A 25905-nucleotide genomic window follows, 5' to 3' on the forward strand; every position below is an offset into this window, starting at 1 on the left:
CGTAAGGCACGCCCGATGCGATGAGATGATCGCGCTCGGCGGCTGAGAGCGACTTCGCGTTGCCGGGATAGAGCGGCGCACCGTCGGGATCGCGCGGCCACGGACCGTCAGCCTCACGCACGGAGACACTCTTTGCGATCTCGGCGCGGCTTTCGAAGGCGGGATAGACGAGCCCAAGCGCCGACAGCTTGTCCAGCGCGGCGCGGTAGTCGGCGAGGTGCTCCGACTGCCGCCGCACCGGCGTCTCCCAGGCCATCCCGAGCCAGGCGAGATCCTCGTAGATCGCAGCCTCGAATTCCGGCCGACACCGCGTCGCGTCGATGTCCTCGATCCGCAGCAACAGAAGCCCGCCGGTCTCTCGCGCCCGCTCGAAATTGAGCAGCGCCGAATAGGCGTGGCCGAGATGGAGATGGCCGTTCGGGCTGGGGGCAAATCGGAAAACGGGTGGCATCGCTTTCATGGACCTCGTCATTGCCGGGCTTGACCCGGCAATCAATCCTCCACGACTCTGTTACGATAGGAGATGGATGCGCGGGTCAAGCCCGCGCATGACAAGTTGAGCGACCATGACCATCCACCTCGAAACCCAATCCGATCTCGAAGAAGCCGTCCAGGCGCTGATCAAGCGCGATCCGCGTCTTAAGCCCGTGCTCGAGATCGCGGGCATGCCGGCGCTGCGGCGGCGCGAGCCGGGCTTTGCGGGCCTTGCCCACATCGTCTGCGGCCAGCAGCTCTCGACCGCGAGTGCCGCGGCGATCTGGGAACGGCTGTCGGCCGCGTTCGATCCATTCGACCATGACGCCGTGCGCCGCGCCCGCACCGACCGGCTGGGGCGGCTCGGCCTCTCCGCCGCCAAGATCAAGACGCTGAAGCATCTGGCGCGCGAAATCGCCGCCGAGCGGCTGAACCTCGACGTGCTCGCGGAAGAAGATGCCGATGCCGCGCATCACACGCTGATCGCGCTACCCGGTATCGGCCCCTGGACCGCCGACGTCTACCTGCTGTTCTGCCTCGGCCACGGCGATGCCTGGCCGGCCGGCGACCTCGCCGTGCAGGAGGGCATCCGCATCGGGCTCGGTCTGAAGGCACGGCCGACGGAGAAGCAGATGGCGCCGCTCGCCGAACCCTGGCGCCCGCTGCGCGGCGCGGCCGCGCATCTGTGGTGGAGCTATTATCGTGCCGTGAAGAAACGCGAGGGCGTGCTCGCGGGATCGGGCTAAAGCGCGATGCGATTAGGGTGAATCGTCATCGCGCTTTAGATTATTGTTTGAGCATGATCTTTTCGGAAAACCGCTACACACTTTTCCGGATCATGCTCTAACCCCGCAGCCTCGCGCGGTCGGCCCGGGCACATTCGGCCACGAAGTCTACCACGGCGCGCACCGCCGGAAGCTCGACGAGATCGGGATGGGCCAGCAGCCATAGGTCCGCCACGCTGGCGAGCTTCTGCGGAGCGACGCGCACGAGATCGGAATAGGATTCGGCGACGAAGCACGAGAGCGCGGAGATTCCGATCCCGGCACGGGCCGCCGCCAGCATGTCCCCCTGGGACGAGCAGCGCATCACCACCCTCGCCTGCCGCGTGACGACGTCGCTCCAGCGCGCAAGCTGCGCATTGGATGCCTGGTCGGCAAAACCGATGACGCTGTGCTCCTTCCAATCACCACGCCGTTCAGGCAAGGGCCGCCCGGCGACATAGTCGCGTGAGGCATAGAATCCCGTGCCGAGACGACCGATCTTGCGACCGACCAGGTTTTCCTCGCCGCTGTCGAAGGGCCGCAGCACCACGTCCGCCTCACGCCGGCGCACGCTCGCCGGAAACGGATGGGTGATGATCTCCAGCTGAATATGATCGTGCGCACGCAGGAAGGCGGGCAAGCGCGGCATCAGCCAATGTGAGGCCAGCGTCGCGCCGATCGACAGCTTGACGATGCCGCGCGCCTTGTGTCCTCCCGCCGCGACCGCGGTCTCAGCCCGCAGCGCCGCGGCCGCCATTGCCTCGGCGTGCTCGCGCAACGTCCTTCCATCCGCGGTCAGCGCCAGGCCGTCGGCGGCGCGCGCCACCAATCGGGTGCCGAGCTGAGCTTCCAGCGCCGCGATCTTGCGGCTGACGGTGGGATGGCTGGTGTGCAGCCGGCGGGCGGCGGCGGTGAAGCTGCCGGTATCGGCGACCGCGACGAAGGTCTTGCAAAGGTCCCAGTCCATCCGGACTCTCTGTTCATATCTGAATGACGATCCGTTCATTATTGAACGGCCGGAGCGCGCCGTCCAACCTTATAGTGGGATCAAATCCGCGACACGGGCGGCAATCCACCCGCGCGACGATCAACAGGGAAACGCCTCGTCATCCGCCCGCCGGCGGGGCGGCGTTTCAGGAGGACATGATGGCGCTGCCCACTCTCTTGAGGGATTCGCTCGAGCTGCCCGTGGTCGGCTCGCCGCTCTTCATCGTTTCCGGACCGGAGCTGGTGATCGCCCAGTGCAAGGCGGGCGTTGTCGGCTCGTTTCCCGCGCTCAATGCCCGTCCGGTCGAGATGCTGGACGAGTGGCTGAGCCGCATCGAGGACGAGCTCGGCGAATACAAATCGCGCAATCCCGGCAAGAGGGTCGCGCCCTACGCCGTCAACCAGATCTGCCATGCCTCCAACGACCGGCTGATGAAGGACATGGAGACCTGCGTAAAGCACAAGGCGCCCATCATCATCACCTCGCTGCGGCCGCCGGCCGAGATCGTCGAGGCCGCGCACTCCTATGGCGGGCTGGTGTTCCACGACGTCATCAACGTCAAGCATGCGCGCAAAGCCGCCGAGCAGGGGGTCGACGGCCTGATCCTGGTCTGCGCCGGTGCGGGCGGACATGCCGGCACGCTGTCGCCCTTCGCACTGGTGCGCGAGGTCAAGCAATGGTTCGACGGCGCGATCCTGCTGTCGGGCGCGATCAGCGACGGCTTCGGCATCGCCTCCGCGCTGACGCTGGGCGCCGACCTTGCCTATATCGGCACGCGCTTCATCGCGACGCAGGAGGCCAATGCCGACGCGGCCTACAAGTCGGCGCTGACACAGCACGCCGCGCACGACATCGTCTACACCAACCTGTTCACCGGCGTGCACGGCAACTATCTCGGCCCCTCCATCGCCGCCGCCGGGTTGGACCCGGACAATCTCCCGGCCGCGGACAAATCGAAGATGAACTTCGGCTCCGGCGGCAACATGAAATCGAAAGCGTGGCGCGACATCTGGGGATCGGGCCAGGGCATCGGCCAGATCACCGATGTCCCTCCCGTCGCGGAGCTCGTCGATCGGATGAAGAGTGAATTCGATCAGGCCCGGCAGGATTTCCTGATGCGCGTGAGCGCCTGACGTTTCGGACTGGCAAAAAACGGGAGGATACAATGAAGCTCGCAGCCGCAATGATCGGCCTGTCCCTGCTGACGCTCGCCAGCGGGAGCGCCCATGCCGAAGGAACGGGCGAGATCCGCATCGGGCAGACCCTGCCCTATAGCGGGCCGGCTTCCGGCTTCGGCGCGATCGGACGGGCGCAGGAAGCCTTCTTCGAGAAGATCAACGCCGATGGCGGCATCAACGGCCGCAAGGTCAAGTTCATCACGCTGGACGATGCCTACTCGCCGCCGAAGACGGTCGAGCAGACCCGCAAGCTGGTGGAGCAGGAGGAGGTGCTGATGATGTTCGGCTCGCTCGGCACCGCCACCAACAGCGCCGTGCAGCGCTACCTCAACGGCAAGAAGGTGCCCCAGCTCTTCGTGCTTTCCGGCGCGACGAAATGGGCCGATCCGCAGAAATATCCGTGGACGATGCCCGGCATGGCCGCCTACGAATCCGAGGGCGTGGTCTATGCCAAGCATGTGCTGCGGACCAAGCCCGGCGCCAAGATCGCCATCCTGTCCCAGAACGACGATTTCGGCCGCGACTATGTCGCCGGCTTCAAGCGCGCGCTCGGCGACAAGGCCGCGAGCATGATCGTGGCGGAGCAGACCTATGAGACCAGCGCGCCGACGATCAGCTCGCAGCTCTCGACCCTGAAGGCGTCGGGCGCGGACGTGCTGTTCGGCGTCGTGCTCGGCAAGTTCACCTCGCAGATGATCAAGGGCGTGGCCGAGATCGGCTGGAAGCCCGAGCTGTTCTTCGTGCCGACGTCGGCCTCGTCGATCTCGTTCCTGGAGCCGGCGGGGCTCGACAACGCCGTCGGCCTGATCTCGTCGAGCAATCAGAAGGACACGATGGACCCGCAATGGGCCAGCGATCCCGGGGTGAAGGAGTACTTCGCCTTCATGAAGCAGTACATGCCGAACGCGGACCTCTCCAACTCCAACTATGCGGCCGGCTACCACTACGCGACGCTGCTGATGACCGTGCTGAGGGCGTGCAACGGTGATTTTAGCCGCGAGAACATCATGCGCCAGGCGGCCTCGCTGAAGGAGGTGAAGCTGCCGCTGCTGCTGCCGGGCATCGCAGTCTCCACCGGGCCAGACGACTATCTGCCGTTCCAGCAGCTTCGGCTCCGGCGCTTCAACGGCAAGAGCTGGGTGGGATTCGGCGACGTGCTGGACGATCGCTGACTCGAGCGGGAACAAGGACAGACCATGATCATCAGCGGCGAACGCCGGATCGGCCATGACGAGATCCAGGCGCGCATCAAACGAGCCGCGAGCGGACTTCGCGCCCTCGGCCTTGCCGAAGGCGCGCCGGTCGCCATGATGCTGCGCAACGACTTCGTCCTGTTCGAGGTGGTTGCGGCCTCGGCCGCACTGGGCAGCCCGGTGGTGCCGATCAACTGGCACCTCAAGGCCGAGGAGGTCCGTTACATCCTGATCGACAGCGGCGCCAGGATCCTGATCTGCCATGCCGATCTACTGCCGCAGATTCGCGCCGGCATTCCGGACGATGTCCGCCTGCTTGTCGTCGCGACCCCGCCCGAGCTCGCCGCGACCTTCGCAATTTCCCCTGGGCTGACCGAAGTCCCGGCGGGACTGACCGATTGGGGCAGCTGGCGCGATGGCCATCCGGAAATGCAGGAGCCGCCGCGCCGGGCCGCAGCGATGATCTACACTTCGGGGACCACCGGCATGCCGAAAGGCGTGCGGCGCATGCCGATGCAGCCGGAACAGGCCGCTGCATCCGAGCGCGTCGGCGCGATCGCCTACGGCATCAAGCCGCGCGAGGACCAGGTCGTGCTGATCAACGGACCGATGTATCATTCGGCGCCGCATTCCTACGGCATGATGGCGTTCCGCAACGGCTGCACCATCGTCCTCCAGGCGCGGTTCGACGCCGAGGAGCTGCTGGCGCTGATCGAACGCCACCGTGTGACGCACATCCACATGGTGCCGACCATGTTCGTCCGCCTGTTGCGCTTGCCCGAGGCCGCCAGGCAGCGTTACGACCTGTCGTCGCTGCGCTTCGTCGTGCACGGCGCGGCGCCCTGCCCGCCCGAGGTGAAGCGGGCCATGATCGAGTGGTGGGGACCGGTCATCAACGAATATTTCGGCTCGACCGAGACCGGCATCCCGGTGTGGCACTCGGCCGAGGAGGCGCTGAGGAAGCCTGGCACGGTCGGCCGCGCCATCGAAGGCGGCGTCGTCAAGATCTTCCGCGAGGACGGCAGCCTGTGCGGCGCTGGCGAGATCGGCGAGATCTACATGCGCCAGACGGCGGTGCCCGATTTCGACTACCACGGCAAGGCGCAGGCGCGCGCCGAGGCCGGGCGCGACGGTCTCGTCAGCGTCGGCGACGTCGGCTATCTCGACGAGGACGGCTATCTGTTCCTGTGCGACCGCAAGCGCGACATGGTGATCTCGGGCGGCGTCAACATCTATCCTGCCGAGATCGAGAACGTGCTGATCACCATGCCCGGCGTCCGCGATTGCGCCGTGTTCGGCATCCCGGACGCGGAATATGGCGAGCGCTTGTGCGCCTGCATCGAGCCCGATTTCGCCGAGCAGCTCTCCGCCGCCGCGGTGCAGGCCTTCCTGCGCGAGCGATTGGCCAACTTCAAGGTGCCGAAGGAGATCCAGTTCCTGGATGCGCTGCCCCGCGAGGCAACCGGGAAGATCTTCAAGCGCAAGCTCCGCGGTCCCTATTGGGCGGACCGCACGCCGGCTGGGCCTTAGCCGGCCGTCACCGAATCCGGGCTTGAAGCATCGCCCGGCATATTCCGTCCGAGCAGGGCCGCATGCCTGCCTCGCTCGGGTCGCCCGCTTTTGGCGGTCCGCGAAACCGTATAGCGTCAGCCTCAGAGGAAACGCCGCGAAGACGGCCATGAGGTCGCGCATGCTGGACAAGACCAAGGATATTTCCGTCTCCGCACAGGCCTGGCTCGATGAATTCGAGCGCGCCTTGGGCAAGCTTGATAGCGCCACCCTGAACCGCCTCTTCCTCGCCGACGGTTTTTGGCGCGATGTGCTGGCGCTGAGCTGGAACCTGCAAACAATCGCTGGCAGCGACACGGTCGTGCAACAGCTGACGGCGTTCGCGCCCAAAGCGGCGCCGTCTCATTTCAGGATCGCGCCCAACCGCGCGCCGCCGCGCTGGGTGACACGCGCCGGTACCAACACTATCGAAGCGATCTTTGGTTTCGAGACCGCGATCGGCCGCGGCAGCGGCATCGTGCGGCTCGTCCCTGACACTGGCGATGGCGACCGTCTGAAGGCGTGGACGCTCCTGACCGCACTCGACGAGCTCAAGGGTTTCGAGGAGCAGCTCGGCACCTCGCGCCCGCGTGGCCAGGCCTATTCGCGCGATTTCCGCGGGCCGAACTGGCTCGATCTGCGCAACGCCTCGCGCGACTATGCGAATCGCGATCCGGCCGTGCTGGTGGTCGGCGGCGGCCAGGCCGGGCTCGCGATCGCAGCGCGGCTGAAGCAGTTGCAGGTCGACACGCTGATCGTCGATCGCGAGGCACGCATCGGCGACAATTGGCGCAAGCGCTATCACGCGCTGACGCTACACAATCAGGTGCAGGTCAATCACCTGCCCTACATGCCGTTTCCGCCGAGCTGGCCGACCTATATCCCCAAGGACAAGCTCGCCAACTGGTTCGAGGCCTACGTCGATGCGATGGAGCTGAACTTCTGGACCGGCACCGAGTTCGAGGGCGGCGCCTACGACGATGCGACAGGACGCTGGACGGTGACGCTGCGGCGCTCCGACGGCAGCAAGCGGACCATGCATCCGCATCACGTGGTAATGGCAACCGGCGTCAGCGGCGTCGCCAACATTCCCTCCATCCCAACTCTCGACAATTTCAGGGGTACGCTGCTGCATTCCAGCCGCTACGAGGACGGCGAGACCTGGACCGGCAAGCGCGCGATCGTCATCGGCACCGGCAACAGCGGACACGACATTGCGCAGGATCTTCATTCCAGCGGCGCCGAGGTGACGCTGGTGCAGCGCTCGCCGACACTGGTCACCAATATCGAGCCGTCGGCACAACTCGCTTATGCGACCTATAATGAAGGCACGCTCGAGGACAACGACCTGATCGCGGCCTCGATGCCGACGCCGCTCGCGAAGAAGACGCATGTGATGCTGACGGAGCAGTCGAAGGCGCTCGACAAGGAGCTGCTCGACGGCCTCACCCGCATCGGCTTCAAGCTCGATTTCGGCGAGGCCGGCACCGGCTGGCAATTCAAGTACCTCAGCCGCGGCGGCGGTTACTATTTCAATGTCGGCTGCTCCAACCTGATCGTCGAGGGCAAGATCAAGCTCAGACAGTTCTCCGACATCGAGAGCTTCGTCACGAACGGCGCGCGGATGAAGGACGGCTCGACCATTGCAGCCGACCTCATCGTGCTCTCGACCGGCTACAAGCCGCAGGAATATCTGGTGCGTCAGCTGTTCGGCGATGCCGTCGCCGACCGGGTCGGTCCGATCTGGGGCTTCGGCGACGGCTTTGAGCTCCGCAACATGTATACGCGCACGAAGCAGCCCGGGCTCTGGTTCATCGCCGGCAGCCTCGCGCAATGCCGGATCAACTCGAAATATCTCGCGCTCCAGATCAAGGCGGTCGAGGAAGGGATTTTGGAGCGGGGGATGCGCGCCGCTTGAACCTCATCGTCATTGCGATCCAGACTGCCTCCGCAGAAAGATTCTGGATTGCTTCGCTGCGCTCGCAATGACAGCGTGGAGCGAGCGTCGCACCCTGATAGGAATTTGAAGGAGACTACAGATGCCGGCCATCCTCGGCAGCGGCGAGCACCGCTACCGCGTCGTCGACAACTTCGCCAAGCTGCCCGACGGCTGGCAGCTGACCGACGTCGCCTCGGTCGCGGTCGACAGCAAGGACCGGATCTACGTCTTCAACCGCGGCGCCCATCCGATGGTGGTGCTGGACCGCGAGGGCAATTTCCTGCGCAGCTGGGGCGAAGGACTGTTCTCCCGTGCGCATGGCCTGCACATCGATGCGGACGACAACCTCTATTGCACAGATGACGGCGACCACACGGTGCGCAAATGCAGCACCGACGGCAAGGTGCTGCTCACGATCGGCATCCCGGCAAAGCCGGCGCCGTTCATGAGCGGCGAGCCGTTCCATCGCTGCACCCACACCGCGCTGTCGCCGAAGGGCGAGATCTACGTCTCCGACGGCTATGGCAATGCGCGCGTGCACAAGTTCACGCCCGACGGCAAGCTGATCAAAAGCTGGGGCGAGCCAGGCACCGATCCCGGTCAGTTCAACATCGTGCACAACATCGCGACCGACGCCGATGGCTGGGTCTATGTCGCCGACCGCGAGAACCACCGCGTCCAGGTGTTCAACGGCGAGGGCCAATACGAGACGCAGTGGAACAATCTGCACCGGCCCTGTGCGCTGTGCTGCTGCGACGGCGGAAGGAGCCCGACCTTTGTGATTGGCGAACTCGGCCCCGGACTCGCCATCAACCGAAATGTACCCAATCTCGGCCCGCGACTGTCGATCGTGGACGCCAAGGGAAATCGCATCGCGCGGCTTGGCGGCGCGGAGGGCCGGGCGTTGCCAGCGGCAAATTCCTCGCGCCGCATGGCATCGCGCTGGACTCGAAGGGCGACATCTATGTCGGCGAGGTCGGCGTCACCAATTGGGAGACCAGCTTTCCGGACGAGGAGATGCCGGCCGCGGTGCGCGCGACGCGGTGCCTGCAGAAGCTGGAGCGGGTACGGGAGTAGCTGCCCCGGCAAGGCCATGACGCGCTGGGGCGGCTGGTTCCGAGCGCCCCAGGGATCGCGGCTTTTTGAGCACTTTTGCCACCCCGCCGCCGCATTGCTTGCTCTTGAATAAGTTGCTCAACGGGCTTCACAATCCCGTCACGCTGCATGTAGTATGTCAGGACATGCTGCTTCGCAGCGTATATTGGAGGCCGGGAGCGTTACTTGAACGCACATGTCTCGCAAGGCAGTTGGCCGGTTTTGGTGCTGAATGCGGACTTCCGGCCGCTGAGTTACTACCCACTGTCGTTGTGGTCGTGGCAGGACGCGATCAAGGCGGTGTTCCTCGACCGCGTCAACATCGTCGCGCATTACGATCAGGCGGTTCGAAGTCCCACGCAGCAAATGCAGCTGCCGAGCGTCGTCTCGCTCAAATCCTTCGTCAAGCCGACCACCCATCCTGCCTTTACCCGTTTCAACGTCTTCCTGCGCGATCGCTTCGCCTGCCAATATTGCGGCTCCCCCGAAGACCTCACCTTCGATCACATCATCCCCCGCAGCAAGGGCGGCCAGACCACCTGGGAGAACGTGGTCGCGGCGTGCTCGCCGTGTAACCTGCGCAAGGGCAATCTCACCCCGGCGCAAGCCAGGATGTTTCCGCGCCAGAACGCGTTCGCACCCACCGTGCACCAGCTGCACCGCAACGGTCGGCTCTTCCCGCCGAACTACCTGCACGACAGCTGGCTCGACTATCTGTACTGGGATACGGAGCTGGATCCGTAGGGGCGAGCCTGCGTGCGCTGCTGCTATCCCCGCTGCAAGGCGAGCGTCACGCCGCCGAGCGTGAGCGCCATCGCCGTCCATTCGCGATAGCCCAGCGGCTCCCCCAGAATGATGGCGGCGGAGATCACGCCGATCACGGGAACGATCAACATGCCGGTCGAGGCCGAGGTCGGTGGCAAACGGCGCAGCGTCTCGAACCAGGTGACGTAGCAGATGCCCATCGGCACCAGCGTCATATAGACGAAGCAGCCGAGCCCCAGCGGAGTAATCGCGGTGATATCAGGATGCTCGAACGCCACGCCGAGGATCAGCATCGCGGCGCAGCCGGGCCCGACCTGCCAGGCGACGACGACCAGCGGCGGCATCGGCAGCGGCTTGCGGTTGAGCACGTTGCCGAGCGCGAACAGGATGGCGCAGAGCAGCGCCAGCACAATGCCCAGCAGCTTGTCGGCGCCGAACGCGAGGCCGTTTCCGCTCAGGAGCAGCGTGACGCCGGCAACGCCGAGCACGAGCCCAAGGACATCCCGTGGGCCCGGCCGCGTATGCAGCACCGGCCAGGCAAACAGCATCGCCCAGATCGGCATCGTATAGGCGAGCAGAGCGCCCTCGCTCACCGTCACATATTTCATCGCGACCGTGCCGAGACCCATCCAGGCAAAGACGTTGGTGAAGGTCGCAAACAGCAGCCGCGGGACGGCCTCGCGCGGCACGGCGAACGACTCCTTGCGGCTCAGCGCCAGGGTGCCGAGAATGAGCGAGGCGCAAACCCCGGCAAGGCCACGCGCGAACAGGGGCGGCCATTGCTGGAGCAACAGCTTCATCAGCGGCCAGTTCAGCGCCCAGCCGAACGCCGTCACGCAAAGGCAGAGAGAGCCGATCGTCCTGTCGCGTCGCGCCGAATCCATGGCTAGCGCTTAGCAGGCAAGCGCGGCCGGCTCCACCTCGGCTGGCGCATGCGGGTCATCACGGAGCAAGGAACCCGAAGCGGCCGTGCCCGTTCAGAGTCAACGGCATGCGCGCTCGCATGCACGTTCCACCGAACGCGTTCGCCGGCCGCAAATCGAAACAGGGGAAGACCCATGCCCGCAACCGAGAGTGATCACGTCTACAAGATCCTGGACCTCGTCGGATCGTCGGAGACGTCGATCGAGGACGCGATCAAGAATGCGATCAGCCGTGCCGCCAAGACCGTTCGCGAGATGAAGTGGTTCGAGGTGGTGCAGACGCGCGGCCACATCGAGAACGGCGCCGTACGCCATTATCAGGTGACGCTGCGCGTCGGCTTTACGCTGGAGGGATGACGCGGCGGGCGCATCGCGGCGATCCGGCACCGGCGCGCGAAAGGCCGGCCCGTTCGCGCATCACGTTGCGCCGCATCAGGCCAGGTGACACGCTACAAAATGCCCCGCCGCGCCCTCCTTCAGCGCCGGTGCGCTTTCCGCGCAGCGCGGCTGGGCGATCGGGCAGCGGGTGTGGAAGTGACAACCCGACGGCGGCTTCATCGGGCTCGGCACGTCGCCCTTGAGGCGGATGCGCTCGCGCTTGAGCTTGGGATCGGGCACCGGCACCGCCGACAGCAGCGCCCTGGTGTACGGATGCTGCGGGTTGCGGTAGAGGTCGCTGGCTTTCGCCAGCTCGACGATGCGGCCGAGATACATCACCGCGACGCGATCCGAGATGTGCTCGACCACGGAGAGGTCGTGCGCGACGAACAGATAGGTCAGGTTCAGCTCGGCCTGGAGGTCTTCCAGCAGGTTGATCACCTGGGCCTGGATCGACACGTCGAGCGCGGAGACCGGCTCGTCGCAGACGATCAGCTTCGGCTCGACCGCGAGCGCGCGCGCGATCACGATGCGCTGGCGCTGGCCGCCGGAGAATTCGTGCGGATAGCGCCGCATGTGCTCGGCCTTGAGCCCGACCTTGATCAGGAGGCCCGCAACGCGCTCCTCGCGCTCCTTCGCGGAGGTCGCGAGATTGTGGATGGTGAAGGCCTCGCCGAGGATAGCGCCGACCGTCATGCGCGGATTGAGCGAGGCGAACGGGTCCTGGAACACCAGCTGCATGTTCCGCCGCATCGCGCGCAGATCGTTGCCGCCGAGCTTGCGCACGTCCTGGCCGTCGAAGGTGACCTCGCCGTCGGTCGGCTCGATCAGGCGCAGCACGCAGCGTCCCGTCGTCGACTTGCCGCAGCCGGATTCGCCGACGAGACCGAGCGTCTCGCCGCGATTGACCGAGAACGACACCCCGTCGACCGCATAGACGGTGCCGACCTGGCGCGACAGCAAGCCGCCGAGCACGGGGAAATGTTTCTTCAGGCCGCTGACGCGGAGCAAGGGTTCGCTCATGATGCGGCTCCCAGGTTCGCATCGCCGAGATGACAGGCCATGCGGTGACCGGGCGCGATCTCGCGCAGCAGCGGCTCCTTCTCGGTGCAGACATTCATGGCGAACTTGCAGCGCGGCGCAAAACGGCAGCCGACCGGCGGGTTGATCAGGATCGGCACCGAGCCGCCGATCGCCTCGAGCCGCGTCTTGTGCTCGCTGTCGAGGTCGATGCGCGGGATCGAGCGGATCAGCCCTTGCGTATAGGGATGGCGCGGATTGCCGAAGAGTTCGTCGACGGCCGCCTCCTCCACCACCTTGCCGGCGTACATCACAACGACGCGCTGCGCCGTCTCGGCGACCACGCCCATGGCATGGGTGATCAACATCACCGCCATGCCGAAGCGTTCCTTCATGTCCTGCAAGAGGTCGAGGATCTGCGCCTGGATGGTGACGTCGAGCGCGGTGGTCGGCTCGTCGGCGATGATCAGCTTCGGCTTGCAGGCGAGCGCCATCGCGATCATCACGCGCTGGCGCATGCCGCCGGAGAATTGATGCGGATAGTTGTGCACGCGACCTTCGGCGTTCGGGATCTGCACCAGCTTCAGCATCTCGATGGTGCGTTCCAGGGCCTGTTTCCTCGTCACCGCCTCATGGCGGCGCAGGCTCTCGGCGATCTGCTCGCCGATCGTGAGCACGGGATTGAGCGAGGTCATCGGCTCCTGGAAGATGAAGCCGATCTCCTTGGCCCTGATCTCGTCCAGCTGATTGCTGGTCAGCGGCACCAGATCGCGTCCCTCGAAGATGATCTGGCCCGCCGCGATCCGGCCCGGCGGCATTGCGATCAGCTTCAGGATCGACATCGCGGTGACGGTCTTGCCGCAGCCGGACTCGCCGACGACGCACAGCGTCTCGCCCTTGTTGATGGAGATGTCGACGCCGTCGACGGCCTGGAGGATGCCGTCGTCGGTGGAAAAGTGGGTTTTCAGGCCCTTGATCTCGAGCAGCGGCGCCATCAGATCACCCGTCGCGCATCGAGCGCGTCACGCAGGCCGTCGCCGATGAAGTTGATGGCGACAACCGCGATGAAGATCGCGCCGCCCGGAAACAGCGCCCAGTGCGGGCCGATGTCGAGAAAATCCTTGGCGTCATAGAGCAGGCGGCCCCAGGTCGGGGTATCCGGCGGAAAGCCGAGGCCGAGGAAGGACAGCGTCGATTCCGCGATGATCGCGGCGGCGACGTCGATGGTGCCGGCGATGATCACCGGGCCGACCGCATTGGGCAGGATGTGCCGCACCACCTGCCGCACCGGACTGGCGCCGAGCGCGCGCGCGGCTTCGACGAACTCCTTTTCGCGGATCGACAGGAACTGCGCGCGCACGAGGCGCGCGACCGGCATCCAGCGGAGCCCCCCGATCACCAGCACGATCAGGATGAAGATGCCGCCCTCGGGGCCGAACACCTGCTTCAGCCCGTCGCGGAAGAGATAGATCAGCAGCAGCAACAGCGGCAGTTGCGGCAGCGACAGGAACAGGTCCGTGAGCCACATCAGGCCGTGCCCGAGCGCGCCGCGCGACATGCCGGCGAGCGCGCCGATCAGCGTGCCGATGAACACCGAGACCAGCATGGCGGCGAGACCGACAGCGAGCGAGATGCGGCCGCCATAGATCATCCGCGCCAGAATGTCCTGGCCGAGATCGTCGGTCCCGAAAGGATGGGCGAGCGAGGGCCCTTGCAGGCCCGCGACGATGTCGATGTCGTTGATCTTGATGCGCCAGACGAAGGGGCCAACGACCACCGCCAGAATCAGAATGAGGAGCAGGAAGGCACTGACGACGGCGAGCCGGTGGCGGCTGTAACGCCGCCACGTCTCGCGCCACGGCGAGTAGGCGCGCCGCTCAGCGGAAGGAGATGCGAGGGTCAAGCCAGCCATAGAGCACGTCCGCGATGAGATTGAACAGCACGACCAGGCACGCGAAGACGAAGGTCACGGCCATCACCACCGGCGTGTCGTTGGACAGGATGGAGGAGATCAGGAGCGAGCCGATGCCGGGAATGCGGAAGATCTGCTCGGTGACGATGGCGCCGCCGAACACCGCCGGCATCTGCAACGCAATCAGCGTCACGACCGGGATCATGGCGTTACGCATCACGTGCTTGACGATGACCGTGGCCTGGCCAAGCCCCTTGGCACGCGCCGTGGTAACGTAGTCGAGCCGGATGACGTCGAGCATTGCCGAGCGCACGAAGCGCGTCATCGACGCCGCCTGGAACAGGCCGAGCACCGCCACCGGCATGATCGCCTGACGGATCATCTCCAAGACCCAGCGGATGCCCGTTGCATTGATGTCGGTGGTGTAGACGAACGGCAGCCAGTCCAGCGTGACCGAGAAGATCAGGATGAACAGGATCCCGGTGAAGAAGGTCGGCAGCGAGAAGCCAACGAAGGCGAGCGTGTTGGCGACCTGGTCGAATACAGAATAGGGCTTGGTCGCGGCATAGACGCCGACGGGAATCGCGACCAGCAGCGCCAGGATCTGGGCCGACCCGATCACGTAGAGCGTGGTCGGAAGGCGCTGGAGGATGAGCTTATCGACGTCCATCCGGCTGACGAACGAAAAACCCCAGTCGCCGTGCATCATGGCCGACAGCCAGTGCAGGTAACGAAGATAGATCGGATCATCCAGGCCAAACTTGGCCCGAAGTGCGGCTTGCACTTCGGGCGGGACGTTCGGATTGGTCGCAAGTTCGGAGAACGGGTCGCCGGGAGCCAGCGCCAGCACGAAGAACAACACTGCCGAGATGCCGAGCAGGCTCGGAATCGCGATCAGCAAGCGGCGCAGGACATACTGACTCATCAGGGAGAGATCCTCTCAGCGGCAGTCTCTCACGCCTCCCGATACCAGTCCTGGATGTTGTCCGTCTCGTTCGCCCAGCCGCTCAGCGCCGGCCGCAACGTGTTGGCCGCGGCTTCCACCTTCAGGCGATGCATCACCGGGATGAACACGGTGTCCTGCCAAAGCAGATCGTTGCACTTGATGTAGAGTGCGGCCCGCTTGACGGGATCGGTCTCGGTCTCGGCCGCTGCAATGGCGGCATCATAGTCCTTGTTGACGTAACGCGGGAAATTCTGGCCCTGCCACTTGTTCTCCTTCGTCGCCACATTGGCGGAGATGTAGCGGCGCATGTGCAGGGCCGGATCCGGCTGCGTCATCGGGATCTGGAACTCCTCGATGTCGGCATAGAACTTGGGATAGGTGTCCGGGTTGGCAACGTCCGACGAGAAGAACACCGAGGCAACGACCGACTTGAGCTCCACATCGATGCCCGCCTTCTGGCAGGCCTGCTTGACGATCGCCTGGGTCTTCTGGCGCGGACCATTGGTCGAGGTCTGGTACAGAAGCTTGAACTTCTTTCCATCTTTCTCGCGGATGCCGTCCGATCCGACCTTCCATCCGGCCTCGTCGAGCATCTTCGACGCCTTCTCGATGTTGAACTCCCACGAGGTGTTCTTGGAAACGAATTTTTCGGGACCGTTGAGGTAGTTGGCGGTGGTGCGGCCTGCACGCCCGTAGATCGCCTTCTTGACGGACTCGCGGTCGACCAGCATGGAAAGCGCCTTGCGCACCTTCGGGTCCGAGAAGATCGGGTGCTTGGTCTTGATCGAGGACCGTTCGCCGTCGACCTCGGTGTTCGGATCGGTGAAGTTGATCGCAATGAACTCGATGTCGCCGCCGGTGGCATAGAGCGTCTTGCCCTTGCCGCCCTTCTCCAGACGCAGCAGCACGTCATCTTCGACCTGCATGTTCCAGGCGAAATCGAATTCGCCGGTCTGGATCACCGCCCGCGCCGCCGAGACGGCATCGCCGCCGCCCTTCATCTCGATCGTGTCGAAATGCGGACGGTTGGGCATATGGTAGTCGGGATTGAGCTGGCCGCGGACGACATCGCCCGGCTTGAACTCCACGAATTTATACGGGCCGGTGCCCACCGGGGCCAGATTGTTCGGCGCCTCGCGGGACTTCGAGCCCTTGTAGTCAGAGAACAGATGCTTGGGGAGAACGCAGCCATAGGCGCCGACGAAGGCATTTGCCCAGAACGGCGTGGGGGTCTTGAACAGGATCCGAATCGAAAGATCGTTCACCTTCTCGACCGTGATCTCACCATAGGTGCTGATGCTGACGGCGGCCGTGGCGGGGTCGCTGGCGTATTGCCAGGTGAATACGAAGTCGTCGGCCGTGAGCGGTTTGCCGTCGTGCCATTTGACTCCCGGCTTGATTTTCCAAGTCACCGACTTGGCATCGGCGGCCAGACCGCCGTTTGCAACCGAGGGAATTTCTGCGGCGAGAATCGGATTGAGATTGCCGTCGGCGTCCCAGCTGGCGAGCGGCTCGTAGAACAGCCGCGACCCGTCCTGGTCCTTGGTGCCGGTGGCGAAATGCGGATTGAGCAGCGTCGGCCCCTGCCACCACAATAGCTTGAGAGGCCCGCCACCTCCGCGCTTGGTTGGCTTATAGACCGCGGGACTCTGCGCCATGGCGACGCCGCCGAGCGCGAGGATCTGGTTGGCCAGGGGAGCGGTGAGACCGACCGCGGCCATGCGTTTGATGAAGGCGCGGCGATCCATTCGCCCGTCCTTCACCTGGCCGATCATCGAACGCAGTTCTTTATCCAGCATGGTTGTCCCCCGTCTGGTTTCCCATCGTGATGAAGACGGCCGACAAAGACGGCCGCCCATTTGGCTGGCAGTAGATGGCACACCGAATGGGGGGCGCGTCAACTGGGACCGTATGTATGCAAACGGTCTTCTGGCTGTCTGTTGGGCAAAATTGCGTTCCGCAGCCCATCCGCTCGGCAATCCAGCATCAAAACATGCCCGATTGCACGCTGCACTGCGGAAAATTTGTTCGCCGCATCAGACGAAGTATCGAGGTGAAATTCTACGCCACGGACATGTCGAGCGGCGGCGCGACGTGATCCGGCAGCGGACAGACGTAAGGCGTCTTGGCCGTCCGCCTTTGAAGGTCCGCCTTGGCAGCCTTGATCAGTTCCGGTTCCGTCAACGCCTTGATGCCGAGACCGGCCATCGCCTTGGCCGCCTGCACCATGGCCTTGTGGGCGTGCGGGCTCTTGCCTTGCGCCACCACCTGCCAGGTGTGGAAGGGCGTGCCGATTGCAACCGTCGGCGCGTGAACCTGCACGGTCGGCACCACCCAGCTCACGTCGCCGACATCGGTCGAGCCGACCAGCGGGTTGCGCTTGGCATCGAGCGGCACCAGGAAGTCGGCCAGCGGCCGATCGGTCGGCTCCATGCCGATCGCATAATAGACCGACGAGATGTCCTTGTCGCTCAGCGTCGCACGGATCTGGCTTGCAAAGCTCTTGTCCGCATCGTCGAAATGCGGCGGTCCGAGTTCTTCCATCACCTGGTGCAGCGCCTGTTCCAGCGGCGCGTTCGGCAGGATGTTGGAGACCGCGGAGATGATCTTCATCTCGACCTTGGTCTCGGTCATCAACGCGGCGCCCTGAGCGATCTTGGACACGCGCTCGACCAGCTCGTTCATGCCGGGAAGATCACGGGCGCGGATCGAATAGCGCACGCGCGCGTGGGCCTGCACCACGTTGGGGGCGATGCCGCCGGTGTCGAGCAGCGCGTAATGCACGCGCGCGTCGCTCGGCATGTGCTCGCGCATGTAGTTCACGCCGACGTTCATCAATTCCACCGCGTCGAGTGCGGAGCGACCGAGATGCGGCGAGGCAGCCGCATGCGAGGTACGGCCGGTGAAGATGAAATCCGCGCGCGTGTTGGCGAGCGACGGCGTCACCGCGACTTCCCAGAAGCTGTGCGGATGCCAGGTGATGGCGATGTCGGCGTCCTCGAACGCGCCGGAGCGCACCATGAAGGCCTTTGCCGCGCCGCCTTCCTCCGCTGGGCAGCCGTAGTAGCGCACGCGGCCGGGCACCTTGGTCTCGGCCAGCCAGTCCTTCACAGCGGTCGCGGCGAGCAGCGCGGCGGAACCGAGCAGATTGTGACCGCAGCCATGGCCATGGCCGCCGGTCTCGATCGGGCGATGCTCGGCGACACCCGCCTCCTGGCTGAGGCCGGGCAGCGCGTCATATTCCCCCATGAAGGCGATGACCGGACCGCCCTCGCCCCATTCCCCCATCACCGCGGTCGGGATGCCGGCAACGTTCTCGGTGATACGGAATCCCTGATGGCGCAGCTCGGCGAGATGCTCGGCCGCGGACCGCGCCTCGGTGTAGCAGACCTCGGGCATGCCCCAGACCCTGTCGCTGAGGTCGATGAAACGTGTCTTGATCGTGTCGACGCCACGCCAGATGTCGCTGCGGTTGTCCATGCTTCGGTCCGTGATCCCTGGTCAAACGAAGCGGGAATGGTTAGCAGCTTCGGCATGCGGCGCCTAGCATCCGGCCGGACAGCAGCCATGCGGCCGGTGCCGGATCGCGCGCGCCCGCCTTCTGTGCACGAGGCGCCTTTCGAAGATTTCACGCGGCGTTCTCAGGAATAGTTGGGAACGAGGCTTTCAAGACGGCCTGCTCCGGCCTAAATTATGTGTGCTTCGCGCTTCGTTCCGCTGGCCATGCCGGAGCGATGCTCTCAGCCAGGAGAACTCCATGCCCGCTCTGACCGAATGGAGAGTGCCGCCGGCGAACCAGCCGCGGGCGAGCGACTACGGCTTCGATCTCGACCGCGCGCTCGGCTCCGTCGTCGGCCTCCACGCCATCGTCCCGCCGGACGCCTTCAGCGCCGAGACGCTTGGCACCGAGCGCGCCGGCAATGGCGTCGTGATCGACGACGGGCTGGTGCTCACGATAGGTTATCTCATCACTGAGGCAGAGTCGGTCTGGCTGCACCGGGCCGACGGACGCGTCGTGGAGGGTCATGCACTCGGCTTCGATTCCGAAACCGGGTTCGGGCTGGTGCAGGCGCTCGGCCAGCTCGACGTCGCGCCGCTGCCGCTCGGCTCGTCGGCGGCGACCCGGATCGGCGACCGCGTCGTGGTCGGCGGCGCCGGCGGGCGCACGCGATCGGTCGCGAGCCAGATCGTGGCCAAGCAGGAATTCGCCGGCTACTGGGAATATCTGCTGGATGAGGCCGTGTTCACCTGTCCCGCTCACCCGAACTGGGGCGGCACGGCGCTGCTCAACGAACGCGGAGAGTTGATCGGCATCGGCTCGCTCCAGCTCGAGCGCGAACGTGACGGCAAGGCCGAGCACGTCAACATGATCGTGCCCATCGACCTCTTGAAGCCGATCCTTGAGGACTTGCGCAAGTTCGGCCGCGTCAACAAGCCGGCACGGCCCTGGCTCGGGCTCTACTCCACCGAGATCGATAACCGCGTGGTGGTGATCGGAATCTCCGCCAACGGCCCGGCCGCCCGCGCCGAGCTCAAGACCGGCGATGTCATCCTCGCCGTGGACGGCGACAAGGTCACGAGCCAAACCGCCTTCTACAGGAAGATGTGGGAGCTCGGCGCCGCCGGCGTCGACGTGCCGCTCACCGTGCATCACGAAGGCGTCACCTTCGACGTCACGGTGACCTCGACCGATCGCTTCAAGCTCCTGAAGGCGCCGAAGCTGCACTGATCCCAAGGCTTGAGGACGCGGGCGATGACCGAGGCCGTGGTGGACGACATCGTGGCCGTGCTGCCGCCGCTGCTCGATGCGCTGGAAGCGCTCGGCTTCTTCCAGCGGCATCTGCACCCGCCGGCCTTCGCCTCGGTCATGAACGCGATCGGCGCGCCCGACGAGGCGCTGCAAGCGGCACGAGCCGCGATCGGCGATTGGCCAGAACAGTTCGCCGGCCTGCGCGAGCGGCTCGATCGCGCCTGCGACGAGACCCTCGCCGCCTTTGCCGGCATCCGCGAGGTCGAGCGCGGCAATGGCGATCTCGTCGCCGTCTTCCGTGCCCTGCGCCATGTCCCGCGCGCGCAGGAGGCGCTCTATCCACTGGCGGTGCAGTTTCCACCCGTGAGCAGCTTCTTTCTCAACGCCGCCAATCGCGAGAATCACGATCTGCTGTCGCGACTGGACGTCGGCGCGAGCGAGCACGCCGGCATCTTCCACGATCACAATGAGCCCGGCAGCCGCGGCGGCTTCTCGGTCTATGTACCGGAATATTACATGCCCGACCGGGCAATGCCGCTGGTGATGGCGCTGCATGGCGGCAGCGGCAACGGACGCGGTTTTCTGTGGAGCTGGCTGCGTGACGCGCGCAGTCTCGGCGCGATCCTTGTGGCGCCGACCGCGACCGGCCCGACCTGGGCGCTGATGGGCAACGACACCGACACGCCGAACCTCATGCGTATCCTCGATACGGTGCGCGACCGCTGGAGCATCGATGCCTCGCGCATGCTGCTGACCGGCATGAGCGACGGCGGCACCTTCTGCTACGTCACCGGGCTCGACGGCGCCTCGCCCTTCACCCACCTCGCGCCCGTTGCTGCGACCTTCCATCCGCTGATGGCGGAAATGGCGGACGCGAGGCGCCTGCAAGGCCTGCCGGTCTTCATGACTCACGGCAAGCTCGACTGGATGTTTCCGGTGCAGACCGCACGGCAGACGCAGGCGGCGCTCGCCGCCGCCGGCGCCAAAGTCACCTATCGCGAGATCGACGACCTCAGCCACACCTATCCGCGCGAGATCAATGCGGAATTGCTGCAATGGCTGAATGGAGAATGAACGACCTCTCCTTAGATGCGCCGCATGGCCGCGGAACCATCACTTCGAGCCGACGTTGTTGCCGGTCACCGGAGGTTCGCCATGCAGACTTTTTTCGGAATGATCCTGGGCGCATTGCTGCTTGCGGGCGGCGTTTACGTCTATGATTCCATGCAGACGTCGTCGGTCGCCAATGGCGAGGTCGCGATCACCAATCGCACCATCGTGAACTGGGACGTTGCCAAGGCCGACTGGGATGCGCTGCGCGATCGCGCGCACAAGGACTGGGTCCGGATCTCGTCCAAGTAATATCGCCCGACCACATGAAAAATGCGCCGTCGCGGGTCCGCGGCGGCGCATTTCGTTGCGCGCAATGGAGGCCGCCCGCGTCAGTTCATCTTGGCCTTGCGGGCGTCGGCGATGACCTGCTCGAACTCGGTCATGCTGAGCACGCCAGGCACACGGTACTTGCCGACGATGAAGGCCGGGGTGCCACGGAAACCGAAAGCTTCAGCCTGCTCGTTGTTGCGCTTGAGGATGGCGTCGATGTCCCTGGCGCGGCCCGTCAGATCGCGCTTCAGCCGCTCCATGTCGACTCCGGCAGCCGCGAGCAGCTCGTTGATGCGCGGCTCGGTCAGGCGCGAGCTGACGCCCATCATGGCGTCATGAGCCTGATGGTACTTGCCCTGGAATTTCGCCGCCAGCGCGGTCCGCGCCGCCGTGACCGAAACCGGCCCGAGGATCGGCCAGTCCTTCATCACCAGCCGCACCTTGCCGTCGTCTTGGACGACTTGGCGCAGCTCAGGCTCGAGCTTTCGGCAATAGGGGCAATTGTAGTCGGACCATTCGACGATCGTGATATTGCCGTCGGGATTGCCTGCGACGGGCGTGTCGGGGTCACGCAGCACCTTGGCTTCGGTCAGCACCTCGTCGTCGGTCGCCGCGCACGCCGAGGCGCCCCCGCCCACCGCGAGAGCGCCCGCTCCGATCAGCGTCAGCGCCGCACGTCGCGTCGGCACAAGGCCTTTGTTCCTGAATCCAGATCCAGCCATATCTCGTCCCGTTTCGGTCCCATCTCCATCGATACGGTTCGAGACCAGGAATAGTTACAACTCATATAGAGTGTCGCGGCGGCGATGTCATCGCACCAGCAGCGTGACCGCCAAGGGGACCAGGAACGAGGTCACCAAGGCGTTCAGGCTCATGGCGATGCCGGAGAAGACGCCGGCAATCTCGTCGACCTGGAACGCGCGCGCGGTGCCGATGCCGTGCGCGGCAAGGCCGGCGGCAAAGCCGCGAGCGCGGTAATCGGTGACGCCGGTGCGGTTCATCAGCGGCGTCACGATGATGGCGCCCATGATACCGGTGAGGATCACCGCGACCGCCGTCAGCGAGGGGTCGGCGTGCAGGGATTCGGCGATGCCCATGGCAACGCCGGCCGTGACCGATTTCGGGGCCAGCGACAGCACCACGTCCCGCGGCAGCCCGGCGAGCTCGGCCAGCACCACCACCGACACCACGGCCGTGACCGAGCCCGCGACCAGCGCCACCAGCATCGGCACGATCGATGAGACGACGCGCTTGCGGTTCTCATAGAGCGGCACGGCGAGCGCGACGGTCGCCGGCCCCAGCAGGAAGTGCACGAACTGCGCGCCGGCGAAGTAGGTCGTGTAGGACGTTCCGGTCAACAGCAGGAACGCGCCGATGATCCACATCGCATGCAGTACGGGATTGGCCAGCGGATGACGCCGCATCGCCAGGGAGACCGCATCCGTGGTTGCATAGACTAGCAGCGTCACGGTCAGCCAGAGCAGCGGCGACTGCGAGAGATAGACCCAGAGCGAGAACGGATTGTCCTTCATCGCGCGTCCTGTTGCTTCAACAGGCGGCTGACGAGGCGAAAGGTCAGCACGGTCGCGAGCAGCGTGACGACCACCGACAACGCGAGCACGAGGATGATGGCGATGCCGTGAGATGCGAGCAGATCGAGCTTCTGCACGACGCCAACGCCGGCCGGCACGAATAGCAATGAGAGATGGGCCAGCAAGCCCCTGCTCGCCGTCTCGACACCATCATTGCGCAGCGGCCCGCGCGCGATCGGCGCAAAGCGGTCGCGCATCAACAGCAGGACCAAGAGCAGCAGGAGGCCTAGCACCGGTCCCGGCAACGGCAGGCCGAGACCGCGCACGACGGCTTCGCCGATCAATTGGCAGAGCAGGATGAGGCCGAGACTTGCAGGCATGACCATAGCATCAAGAGATGCACCGGCACGCTTGTCAATCGCTGCTATGCGTCGGACGCGCGGAGCACGTGCGCGGCCGCAATGCGTGGCAGCATCGCCATCAAGGTCCCGGTCATGGTCGCGATGAGCGAGGTCGTGCCGTCGTGCTCGGCAAACGCCTTTGCCTCGCAAAAGGTCAACGTGCGGCCGGGCTTGACGACTTCGGCCCTGAAGACGAAGCGCTCGCCCCTGGCCGGCGCAAGCAGCGTGGTCTTGAACTCGACGGTGAGGATGTCGGCCTCACGCGGCATCAAGGTAAAGGCGGCGACGCCGCAGGCATTGTCCAGGCCTGCGGTAACGATGCCGGCGTGGACGAAGCCGTTCTGCTGCGTGAAGGCGGCCGCATACGGCATCGCCAGTTCGACCTGGCCCGGCGCCAGATCGACGATCGACAGGCCCAGCGTGCGCATCGCCGGTTGGGCGGCGAACATCGCGGTCGCCGCCGTGCGGTACTCGGGGTTTTTCGGCTCGAACGGGGCCATCGCTCATGCCTCCGCCGGCTCGAAAAGGTGCTTCACGACGATCTCTCTGATTGCATCGGCGAACGGTGTGGACTTCCGCAATTGGCGGTCCATGTGCACGCCGGTGATCTCGCACGTCGCTGCGAGTTCGCCGGTCTCGGCATTCGTCATGTCGTGGCGGAAGCGGATCGAGCTGTCGCCGATCTCGAGCAGATGGCTGCGGATCTCGACGATGTCGCCGGCCAGCAGCTCGCGCCTGTAGGCAATGTTCTGCTGCACGGCGGCCATGCCGCGACCCGAGCTGCGCAGGTAACTCGGCGTCAGGCCGAGGCGGGCGAACAGATTCCAGTTGGCCTCGTCGAACTTGCCGACATACCACATGATGTTCATGTGCCCGACATGGTCGCATTGCCACGGATAGACCGTGCCGCGATAGGTCACCTCCTGCGCCATCGCCTTTCCTCCCGCATTTTTCATCTTTGATGCTCGATACGGTAGCGTATCAAATCCGTGTCGCGCTAGCAATACGGCACCGTATCAAGAACGGGTGAGGCTTCCTTCATGAACAACCGCAAGGGCGATGTCTGGGTCGAGGCGGGATTTGCCGAGCTCGCCCGCGCGGGGGTGGAGGGGGTGCGGGTCGAGGTGCTCGCCAAGAACCTCGGCGTCACCAAGGGCGGCTTCTACCGCCGCTTTGCCGACCGAGCCGCGCTGCTCGTTGCCATGCTGGAAGGCTGGCGCGAGGGACGCGTCGCCGCAATCGTGCAGCAGACAAGTCTCGACGGACGAGAGCCCCGCGAGCGGCTGAGAGCGGTGATCCAGCTCTATTCCGAACGCCTCAATCCGGAAGGCATGGCAATCGAGCTCGCGATCCGGCAATGGGCTCGCTCGGACGAGAACGCCGCGGCGGCGGTGGCGAGCGTGGACGCGGCGCGGCTCAAGCACGTCGCCGAGCTCTATCGCGCGACCGGCCTTGCGGCCGAGCAGGCCGAGGCGCAGGCCTTCCTGTTCTACTGCTTCATCTTCGGCCAGAGCCTGTTGTTCGTCGAGAGCGGTCCGCGCAAGCGGGCGCAACTCGTGGCGAAATCGGCCGAGAAGCTGCTCGACTGAGCATGATCCGGACCCGAAGGGCCGCGTGAGCGCAAAGTATGCAGCGGATTTCCGGAAGATCATGCTCGAACAATTCAAGCGAAATGGCCGGAGCGCTGCTCCGGCCATCGCATCGATTCGAAGCTCAGGCCGCGCCCTTCAGCTTCTTGGTGCATTCGCTGTAATAGCCGCCGCCCTTCTGAATCCACTTCAAGCCGCCATTGCCGTTGGTGGCCTTGTTGGCATTGTACTGGTCGACGCAGGTGTGGAGGCGCGCCTTGCCGGGGGTCTCCTTGGCGTATTTCGGATCGACCGCGTTCGGATAGATCGCGGGTCCGGCCGGCAGCGTCGGCGCCGCAGCGGGGGCAGCCTCCTTTTTCGCCTGCTTCGGCTCGGCAGGAGCGGCGGGCGCAGCCGGAGCAGCCGCGGCGGCGGGCGTCGCATCGGCACCGCACTGGGCCTTGCGGAAGTCGTTCCACTTCATGGTCCCGAGCGAGCCGTCCTTCTTGGCGGCCTGATATTTCGCGCTGCACTCCTGCGCGGTCAGTGCCTGCGCCGGCGCGCTCGCCAGCAATGCCGCGACACCGGACGCTGCAATCGCGCACAACAATCTTGTCTGAATGGTCATCCCTTGGTCTCCTCCTTGGTCTTCCCCGACGGAAGTGAAACGAGGATTGCTATCGTAGCGTGTCGGCCGCCTGCCACAAGGATGCGATGACTATCGGCGCGAAAATATAGTGATCCCACGGCTCAACTCATTCATGTCGCGTTCAGCAACGCGAGCCGACCTTCCCAGCCCTTCGCCATTCTCCCAAGCAGAGTGCAACACATGACCTTCACGTCTCGCCTCGCTGTCGTCGCCCTCGCCTCCCTGCTCGCTACCGGCACCGCCTTCGCGCAGACCGCCGCGCCGGCGGCCAAGGGCGATACCAAGGCCGATGCGGCTGCCACCACCGACAGGAAAGCACCGAAGGAGCGTTCGGCCGAGTCGCTCGAATGCTCCAAGCAGGCCGACGCCAAGGGCTTGCATGGCAAGGAGCGCAAGAAATTCCGCTCCGAATGCATCAAGACGGCGAAGGCCGGCAGCGCCGCTCCCGCCGCCGACAAGAAGTAAGTCCCTCACGATCCGCGTGAGAGGCGCGCGCATT

The 25905-nt window shown here is 65.1% G+C and carries 26 protein-coding genes and 2 pseudogenes; 13 read left to right on the top strand and 15 right to left on the bottom strand.

Features of this window, described 5'->3' with window-relative positions; all coding sequences use genetic code 11:
* On the bottom strand, positions 1 to 451 hold a 451-nt coding region (locus tag IC50_RS26485), incomplete at its 3' end, for a glutamate--tRNA ligase family protein (RefSeq protein WP_035711717.1).
* Positions 452 to 566: 115 nt separating this feature from the next.
* Here IC50_RS26485 and IC50_RS26490 point away from each other — a divergent pair.
* Positions 567 to 1220: a DNA-3-methyladenine glycosylase family protein gene (locus tag IC50_RS26490; protein WP_035711585.1), complete on the top strand. Its 654-nt coding sequence runs from the start codon at positions 567 to 569 to the stop codon at positions 1218 to 1220.
* A gap of 97 nt (positions 1221 to 1317) precedes the next feature.
* Here the strand turns inward: IC50_RS26490 and IC50_RS26495 are convergent, their stop codons facing one another.
* On the bottom strand, positions 1318 to 2205 hold the full coding sequence (locus tag IC50_RS26495; protein WP_035711590.1) for a LysR family transcriptional regulator: 888 nt from the start codon (positions 2203 to 2205) through the stop codon (positions 1318 to 1320).
* 179 nt (positions 2206 to 2384) lie between these two features.
* Between IC50_RS26495 and IC50_RS26500 the strand changes: the two genes are divergently transcribed.
* The 6 genes and pseudogenes from IC50_RS26500 (at position 2385) to IC50_RS26525 (ending at position 9923) form a co-directional block, all read left to right on the top strand.
* On the top strand, positions 2385 to 3359 hold the full coding sequence (locus IC50_RS26500) for an NAD(P)H-dependent flavin oxidoreductase (RefSeq protein ID WP_035711719.1): 975 nt from the start codon (positions 2385 to 2387) through the stop codon (positions 3357 to 3359).
* A gap of 32 nt (positions 3360 to 3391) precedes the next feature.
* Positions 3392 to 4576: an ABC transporter substrate-binding protein gene (locus IC50_RS26505; RefSeq protein ID WP_035711592.1), complete on the top strand. Its 1185-nt coding sequence runs from the start codon at positions 3392 to 3394 to the stop codon at positions 4574 to 4576.
* Between the two features lie 15 nt (positions 4577 to 4591).
* A pseudogene (locus tag IC50_RS26510) lies at positions 4592 to 6127 on the top strand (acyl-CoA synthetase); the annotation flags it as partial.
* 160 nt (positions 6128 to 6287) lie between these two features.
* Positions 6288 to 8063 carry a flavin-containing monooxygenase gene (locus tag IC50_RS26515; protein ID WP_035711721.1) on the top strand — a complete coding sequence of 592 codons (1776 nt, stop codon included), beginning with the start codon at positions 6288 to 6290 and terminating at the stop codon, positions 8061 to 8063.
* Positions 8064 to 8184: 121 nt separating this feature from the next.
* Positions 8185 to 9161, top strand: a pseudogene (locus tag IC50_RS26520) (peptidyl-alpha-hydroxyglycine alpha-amidating lyase family protein).
* A gap of 204 nt (positions 9162 to 9365) precedes the next feature.
* Positions 9366 to 9923: an HNH endonuclease gene (locus IC50_RS26525; protein WP_035711596.1), complete on the top strand. Its 558-nt coding sequence runs from the start codon at positions 9366 to 9368 to the stop codon at positions 9921 to 9923.
* A gap of 23 nt (positions 9924 to 9946) precedes the next feature.
* On the opposite strand, the gene IC50_RS26530 is transcribed toward IC50_RS26525, so the two are convergent.
* On the bottom strand, positions 9947 to 10828 hold the full coding sequence (locus IC50_RS26530; RefSeq protein WP_035711599.1) for a DMT family transporter: 882 nt from the start codon (positions 10826 to 10828) through the stop codon (positions 9947 to 9949).
* A 174-nt stretch (positions 10829 to 11002) separates the two neighbouring features.
* Here IC50_RS26530 and IC50_RS26535 point away from each other — a divergent pair, with 174 nt between their 5' ends.
* Positions 11003 to 11224, top strand: coding sequence for a dodecin (locus IC50_RS26535; RefSeq protein WP_035711602.1), 222 nt, complete (start codon positions 11003 to 11005; stop codon positions 11222 to 11224).
* 75 nt (positions 11225 to 11299) lie between these two features.
* Here IC50_RS26535 and IC50_RS26540 read toward each other — a convergent pair whose 3' ends face one another.
* The 6 genes from IC50_RS26540 to IC50_RS26565 all read right to left on the bottom strand — a co-directional run bounded on the left by IC50_RS26540 (position 11300) and on the right by IC50_RS26565 (position 18603).
* Positions 11300 to 12268, bottom strand: coding sequence for an ABC transporter ATP-binding protein (locus tag IC50_RS26540; protein WP_035711605.1), 969 nt, complete (start codon positions 12266 to 12268; stop codon positions 11300 to 11302).
* The gene (locus tag IC50_RS26545; RefSeq protein WP_035711607.1) at positions 12265 to 13260 is read right to left on the bottom strand and encodes an ABC transporter ATP-binding protein; all 996 of its coding nucleotides are present in this window, start codon (positions 13258 to 13260) and stop codon (positions 12265 to 12267) included. The genes IC50_RS26540 and IC50_RS26545 overlap by 4 nt, the downstream gene beginning before the upstream one ends.
* Positions 13260 to 14177 carry an ABC transporter permease gene (locus IC50_RS26550; protein ID WP_035711609.1) on the bottom strand — a complete coding sequence of 306 codons (918 nt, stop codon included), beginning with the start codon at positions 14175 to 14177 and terminating at the stop codon, positions 13260 to 13262. The genes IC50_RS26545 and IC50_RS26550 overlap by 1 nt, the downstream gene beginning before the upstream one ends.
* Positions 14143 to 15102 (bottom strand): ABC transporter permease, encoded by a 960-nt coding sequence (locus IC50_RS26555; protein WP_035711611.1) that lies wholly within the window; start codon positions 15100 to 15102, stop codon positions 14143 to 14145. The genes IC50_RS26550 and IC50_RS26555 overlap by 35 nt, the downstream gene beginning before the upstream one ends.
* 29 nt (positions 15103 to 15131) lie before the next feature.
* Positions 15132 to 16922 (bottom strand): peptide ABC transporter substrate-binding protein, encoded by a 1791-nt coding sequence (locus IC50_RS26560; protein ID WP_035711613.1) that lies wholly within the window; start codon positions 16920 to 16922, stop codon positions 15132 to 15134.
* Positions 16923 to 17184: 262 nt separating this feature from the next.
* Positions 17185 to 18603: a M20 family metallopeptidase gene (locus tag IC50_RS26565; protein WP_035711616.1), complete on the bottom strand. Its 1419-nt coding sequence runs from the start codon at positions 18601 to 18603 to the stop codon at positions 17185 to 17187.
* A gap of 277 nt (positions 18604 to 18880) precedes the next feature.
* Here IC50_RS26565 and IC50_RS26570 point away from each other — a divergent pair, with 277 nt between their 5' ends.
* The 3 genes from IC50_RS26570 to IC50_RS26580 all read left to right on the top strand — a co-directional run bounded on the left by IC50_RS26570 (position 18881) and on the right by IC50_RS26580 (position 21235).
* Entirely contained in the window at positions 18881 to 19852 is a 972-nt protein-coding gene (locus tag IC50_RS26570; protein WP_035711619.1) for a S1C family serine protease, read from the top strand.
* A gap of 24 nt (positions 19853 to 19876) precedes the next feature.
* Positions 19877 to 20947 (top strand): phospholipase, encoded by a 1071-nt coding sequence (locus IC50_RS26575; RefSeq protein ID WP_035711621.1) that lies wholly within the window; start codon positions 19877 to 19879, stop codon positions 20945 to 20947.
* Between the two features lie 81 nt (positions 20948 to 21028).
* The gene (locus IC50_RS26580; protein WP_027573305.1) at positions 21029 to 21235 is read left to right on the top strand and encodes a hypothetical protein; all 207 of its coding nucleotides are present in this window, start codon (positions 21029 to 21031) and stop codon (positions 21233 to 21235) included.
* 80 nt (positions 21236 to 21315) lie between these two features.
* Here the strand turns inward: IC50_RS26580 and IC50_RS26585 are convergent, their stop codons facing one another.
* The 5 genes from IC50_RS26585 to IC50_RS26605 all read right to left on the bottom strand — a co-directional run bounded on the left by IC50_RS26585 (position 21316) and on the right by IC50_RS26605 (position 24121).
* Entirely contained in the window at positions 21316 to 21978 is a 663-nt protein-coding gene (locus IC50_RS26585) for a DsbA family protein (RefSeq protein ID WP_035711624.1), read from the bottom strand.
* Positions 21979 to 22065: 87 nt separating this feature from the next.
* Positions 22066 to 22788, bottom strand: coding sequence for an LrgB family protein (locus tag IC50_RS26590; RefSeq protein WP_035711628.1), 723 nt, complete (start codon positions 22786 to 22788; stop codon positions 22066 to 22068).
* Positions 22785 to 23168, bottom strand: coding sequence for a CidA/LrgA family protein (locus IC50_RS26595; protein WP_035711723.1), 384 nt, complete (start codon positions 23166 to 23168; stop codon positions 22785 to 22787). Before IC50_RS26595 ends, IC50_RS26590 begins: the two co-directional genes overlap by 4 nt.
* A gap of 44 nt (positions 23169 to 23212) precedes the next feature.
* A complete protein-coding gene (locus tag IC50_RS26600) occupies positions 23213 to 23689 on the bottom strand; it encodes a PaaI family thioesterase (RefSeq protein WP_035711631.1) in 477 nt (158 codons plus the stop codon).
* 3 nt (positions 23690 to 23692) lie between these two features.
* Complete coding sequence (locus IC50_RS26605) at positions 23693 to 24121, bottom strand: acyl-CoA thioesterase (protein ID WP_035711725.1); 429 nt, start codon at positions 24119 to 24121, stop codon at positions 23693 to 23695.
* 108 nt (positions 24122 to 24229) lie between these two features.
* Between IC50_RS26605 and IC50_RS26610 the strand changes: the two genes are divergently transcribed.
* Positions 24230 to 24778: a TetR/AcrR family transcriptional regulator gene (locus tag IC50_RS26610; protein ID WP_035711633.1), complete on the top strand. Its 549-nt coding sequence runs from the start codon at positions 24230 to 24232 to the stop codon at positions 24776 to 24778.
* A 124-nt stretch (positions 24779 to 24902) separates the two neighbouring features.
* Here the strand turns inward: IC50_RS26610 and IC50_RS26615 are convergent, their stop codons facing one another.
* Positions 24903 to 25385 (bottom strand): hypothetical protein, encoded by a 483-nt coding sequence (locus IC50_RS26615; protein ID WP_035711636.1) that lies wholly within the window; start codon positions 25383 to 25385, stop codon positions 24903 to 24905.
* Between the two features lie 201 nt (positions 25386 to 25586).
* Here IC50_RS26615 and IC50_RS26620 point away from each other — a divergent pair, with 201 nt between their 5' ends.
* Positions 25587 to 25871: a PsiF family protein gene (locus tag IC50_RS26620; RefSeq protein WP_035711638.1), complete on the top strand. Its 285-nt coding sequence runs from the start codon at positions 25587 to 25589 to the stop codon at positions 25869 to 25871.
* Positions 25872 to 25905 lie beyond the last annotated feature (34 nt).

It is taken from the genome of Bradyrhizobium genomosp. I (2014), assembly GCF_000261685.1.
Classification (GTDB): Bacteria; Pseudomonadota; Alphaproteobacteria; order Rhizobiales; family Xanthobacteraceae; genus Bradyrhizobium.

Excerpts from the sequence above, each read along its gene's own strand:
- IC50_RS26490 (WP_035711585.1), top strand. The coding sequence starts at position 567 with ATGACCATCCACCTCGAAACCCAATCCGATCTCGAAGAAGCCGTCCAG.
- IC50_RS26495 (WP_035711590.1), bottom strand. The coding sequence starts at position 2,205 with ATGGACTGGGACCTTTGCAAGACCTTCGTCGCGGTCGCCGATACCGGC.
- IC50_RS26500 (WP_035711719.1), top strand. The coding sequence starts at position 2,385 with ATGGCGCTGCCCACTCTCTTGAGGGATTCGCTCGAGCTGCCCGTGGTC.
- IC50_RS26505 (WP_035711592.1), top strand. The coding sequence starts at position 3,392 with ATGAAGCTCGCAGCCGCAATGATCGGCCTGTCCCTGCTGACGCTCGCC.
- IC50_RS26515 (WP_035711721.1), top strand. The coding sequence starts at position 6,288 with ATGCTGGACAAGACCAAGGATATTTCCGTCTCCGCACAGGCCTGGCTC.
- IC50_RS26530 (WP_035711599.1), bottom strand. The coding sequence starts at position 10,828 with ATGGATTCGGCGCGACGCGACAGGACGATCGGCTCTCTCTGCCTTTGC.
- IC50_RS26535 (WP_035711602.1), top strand. The coding sequence starts at position 11,003 with ATGCCCGCAACCGAGAGTGATCACGTCTACAAGATCCTGGACCTCGTC.
- IC50_RS26540 (WP_035711605.1), bottom strand. The coding sequence starts at position 12,268 with ATGAGCGAACCCTTGCTCCGCGTCAGCGGCCTGAAGAAACATTTCCCC.
- IC50_RS26545 (WP_035711607.1), bottom strand. The coding sequence starts at position 13,260 with ATGGCGCCGCTGCTCGAGATCAAGGGCCTGAAAACCCACTTTTCCACC.
- IC50_RS26550 (WP_035711609.1), bottom strand. The coding sequence starts at position 14,177 with ATGGCTGGCTTGACCCTCGCATCTCCTTCCGCTGAGCGGCGCGCCTAC.
- IC50_RS26555 (WP_035711611.1), bottom strand. The coding sequence starts at position 15,102 with ATGAGTCAGTATGTCCTGCGCCGCTTGCTGATCGCGATTCCGAGCCTG.
- IC50_RS26560 (WP_035711613.1), bottom strand. The coding sequence starts at position 16,922 with ATGCTGGATAAAGAACTGCGTTCGATGATCGGCCAGGTGAAGGACGGG.
- IC50_RS26565 (WP_035711616.1), bottom strand. The coding sequence starts at position 18,603 with ATGGACAACCGCAGCGACATCTGGCGTGGCGTCGACACGATCAAGACA.
- IC50_RS26570 (WP_035711619.1), top strand. The coding sequence starts at position 18,881 with ATGCCCGCTCTGACCGAATGGAGAGTGCCGCCGGCGAACCAGCCGCGG.
- IC50_RS26575 (WP_035711621.1), top strand. The coding sequence starts at position 19,877 with ATGACCGAGGCCGTGGTGGACGACATCGTGGCCGTGCTGCCGCCGCTG.
- IC50_RS26580 (WP_027573305.1), top strand. The coding sequence starts at position 21,029 with ATGCAGACTTTTTTCGGAATGATCCTGGGCGCATTGCTGCTTGCGGGC.
- IC50_RS26585 (WP_035711624.1), bottom strand. The coding sequence starts at position 21,978 with ATGGCTGGATCTGGATTCAGGAACAAAGGCCTTGTGCCGACGCGACGT.
- IC50_RS26590 (WP_035711628.1), bottom strand. The coding sequence starts at position 22,788 with ATGAAGGACAATCCGTTCTCGCTCTGGGTCTATCTCTCGCAGTCGCCG.
- IC50_RS26595 (WP_035711723.1), bottom strand. The coding sequence starts at position 23,168 with ATGCCTGCAAGTCTCGGCCTCATCCTGCTCTGCCAATTGATCGGCGAA.
- IC50_RS26600 (WP_035711631.1), bottom strand. The coding sequence starts at position 23,689 with ATGGCCCCGTTCGAGCCGAAAAACCCCGAGTACCGCACGGCGGCGACC.
- IC50_RS26605 (WP_035711725.1), bottom strand. The coding sequence starts at position 24,121 with ATGGCGCAGGAGGTGACCTATCGCGGCACGGTCTATCCGTGGCAATGC.
- IC50_RS26610 (WP_035711633.1), top strand. The coding sequence starts at position 24,230 with ATGAACAACCGCAAGGGCGATGTCTGGGTCGAGGCGGGATTTGCCGAG.
- IC50_RS26615 (WP_035711636.1), bottom strand. The coding sequence starts at position 25,385 with ATGACCATTCAGACAAGATTGTTGTGCGCGATTGCAGCGTCCGGTGTC.
- IC50_RS26620 (WP_035711638.1), top strand. The coding sequence starts at position 25,587 with ATGACCTTCACGTCTCGCCTCGCTGTCGTCGCCCTCGCCTCCCTGCTC.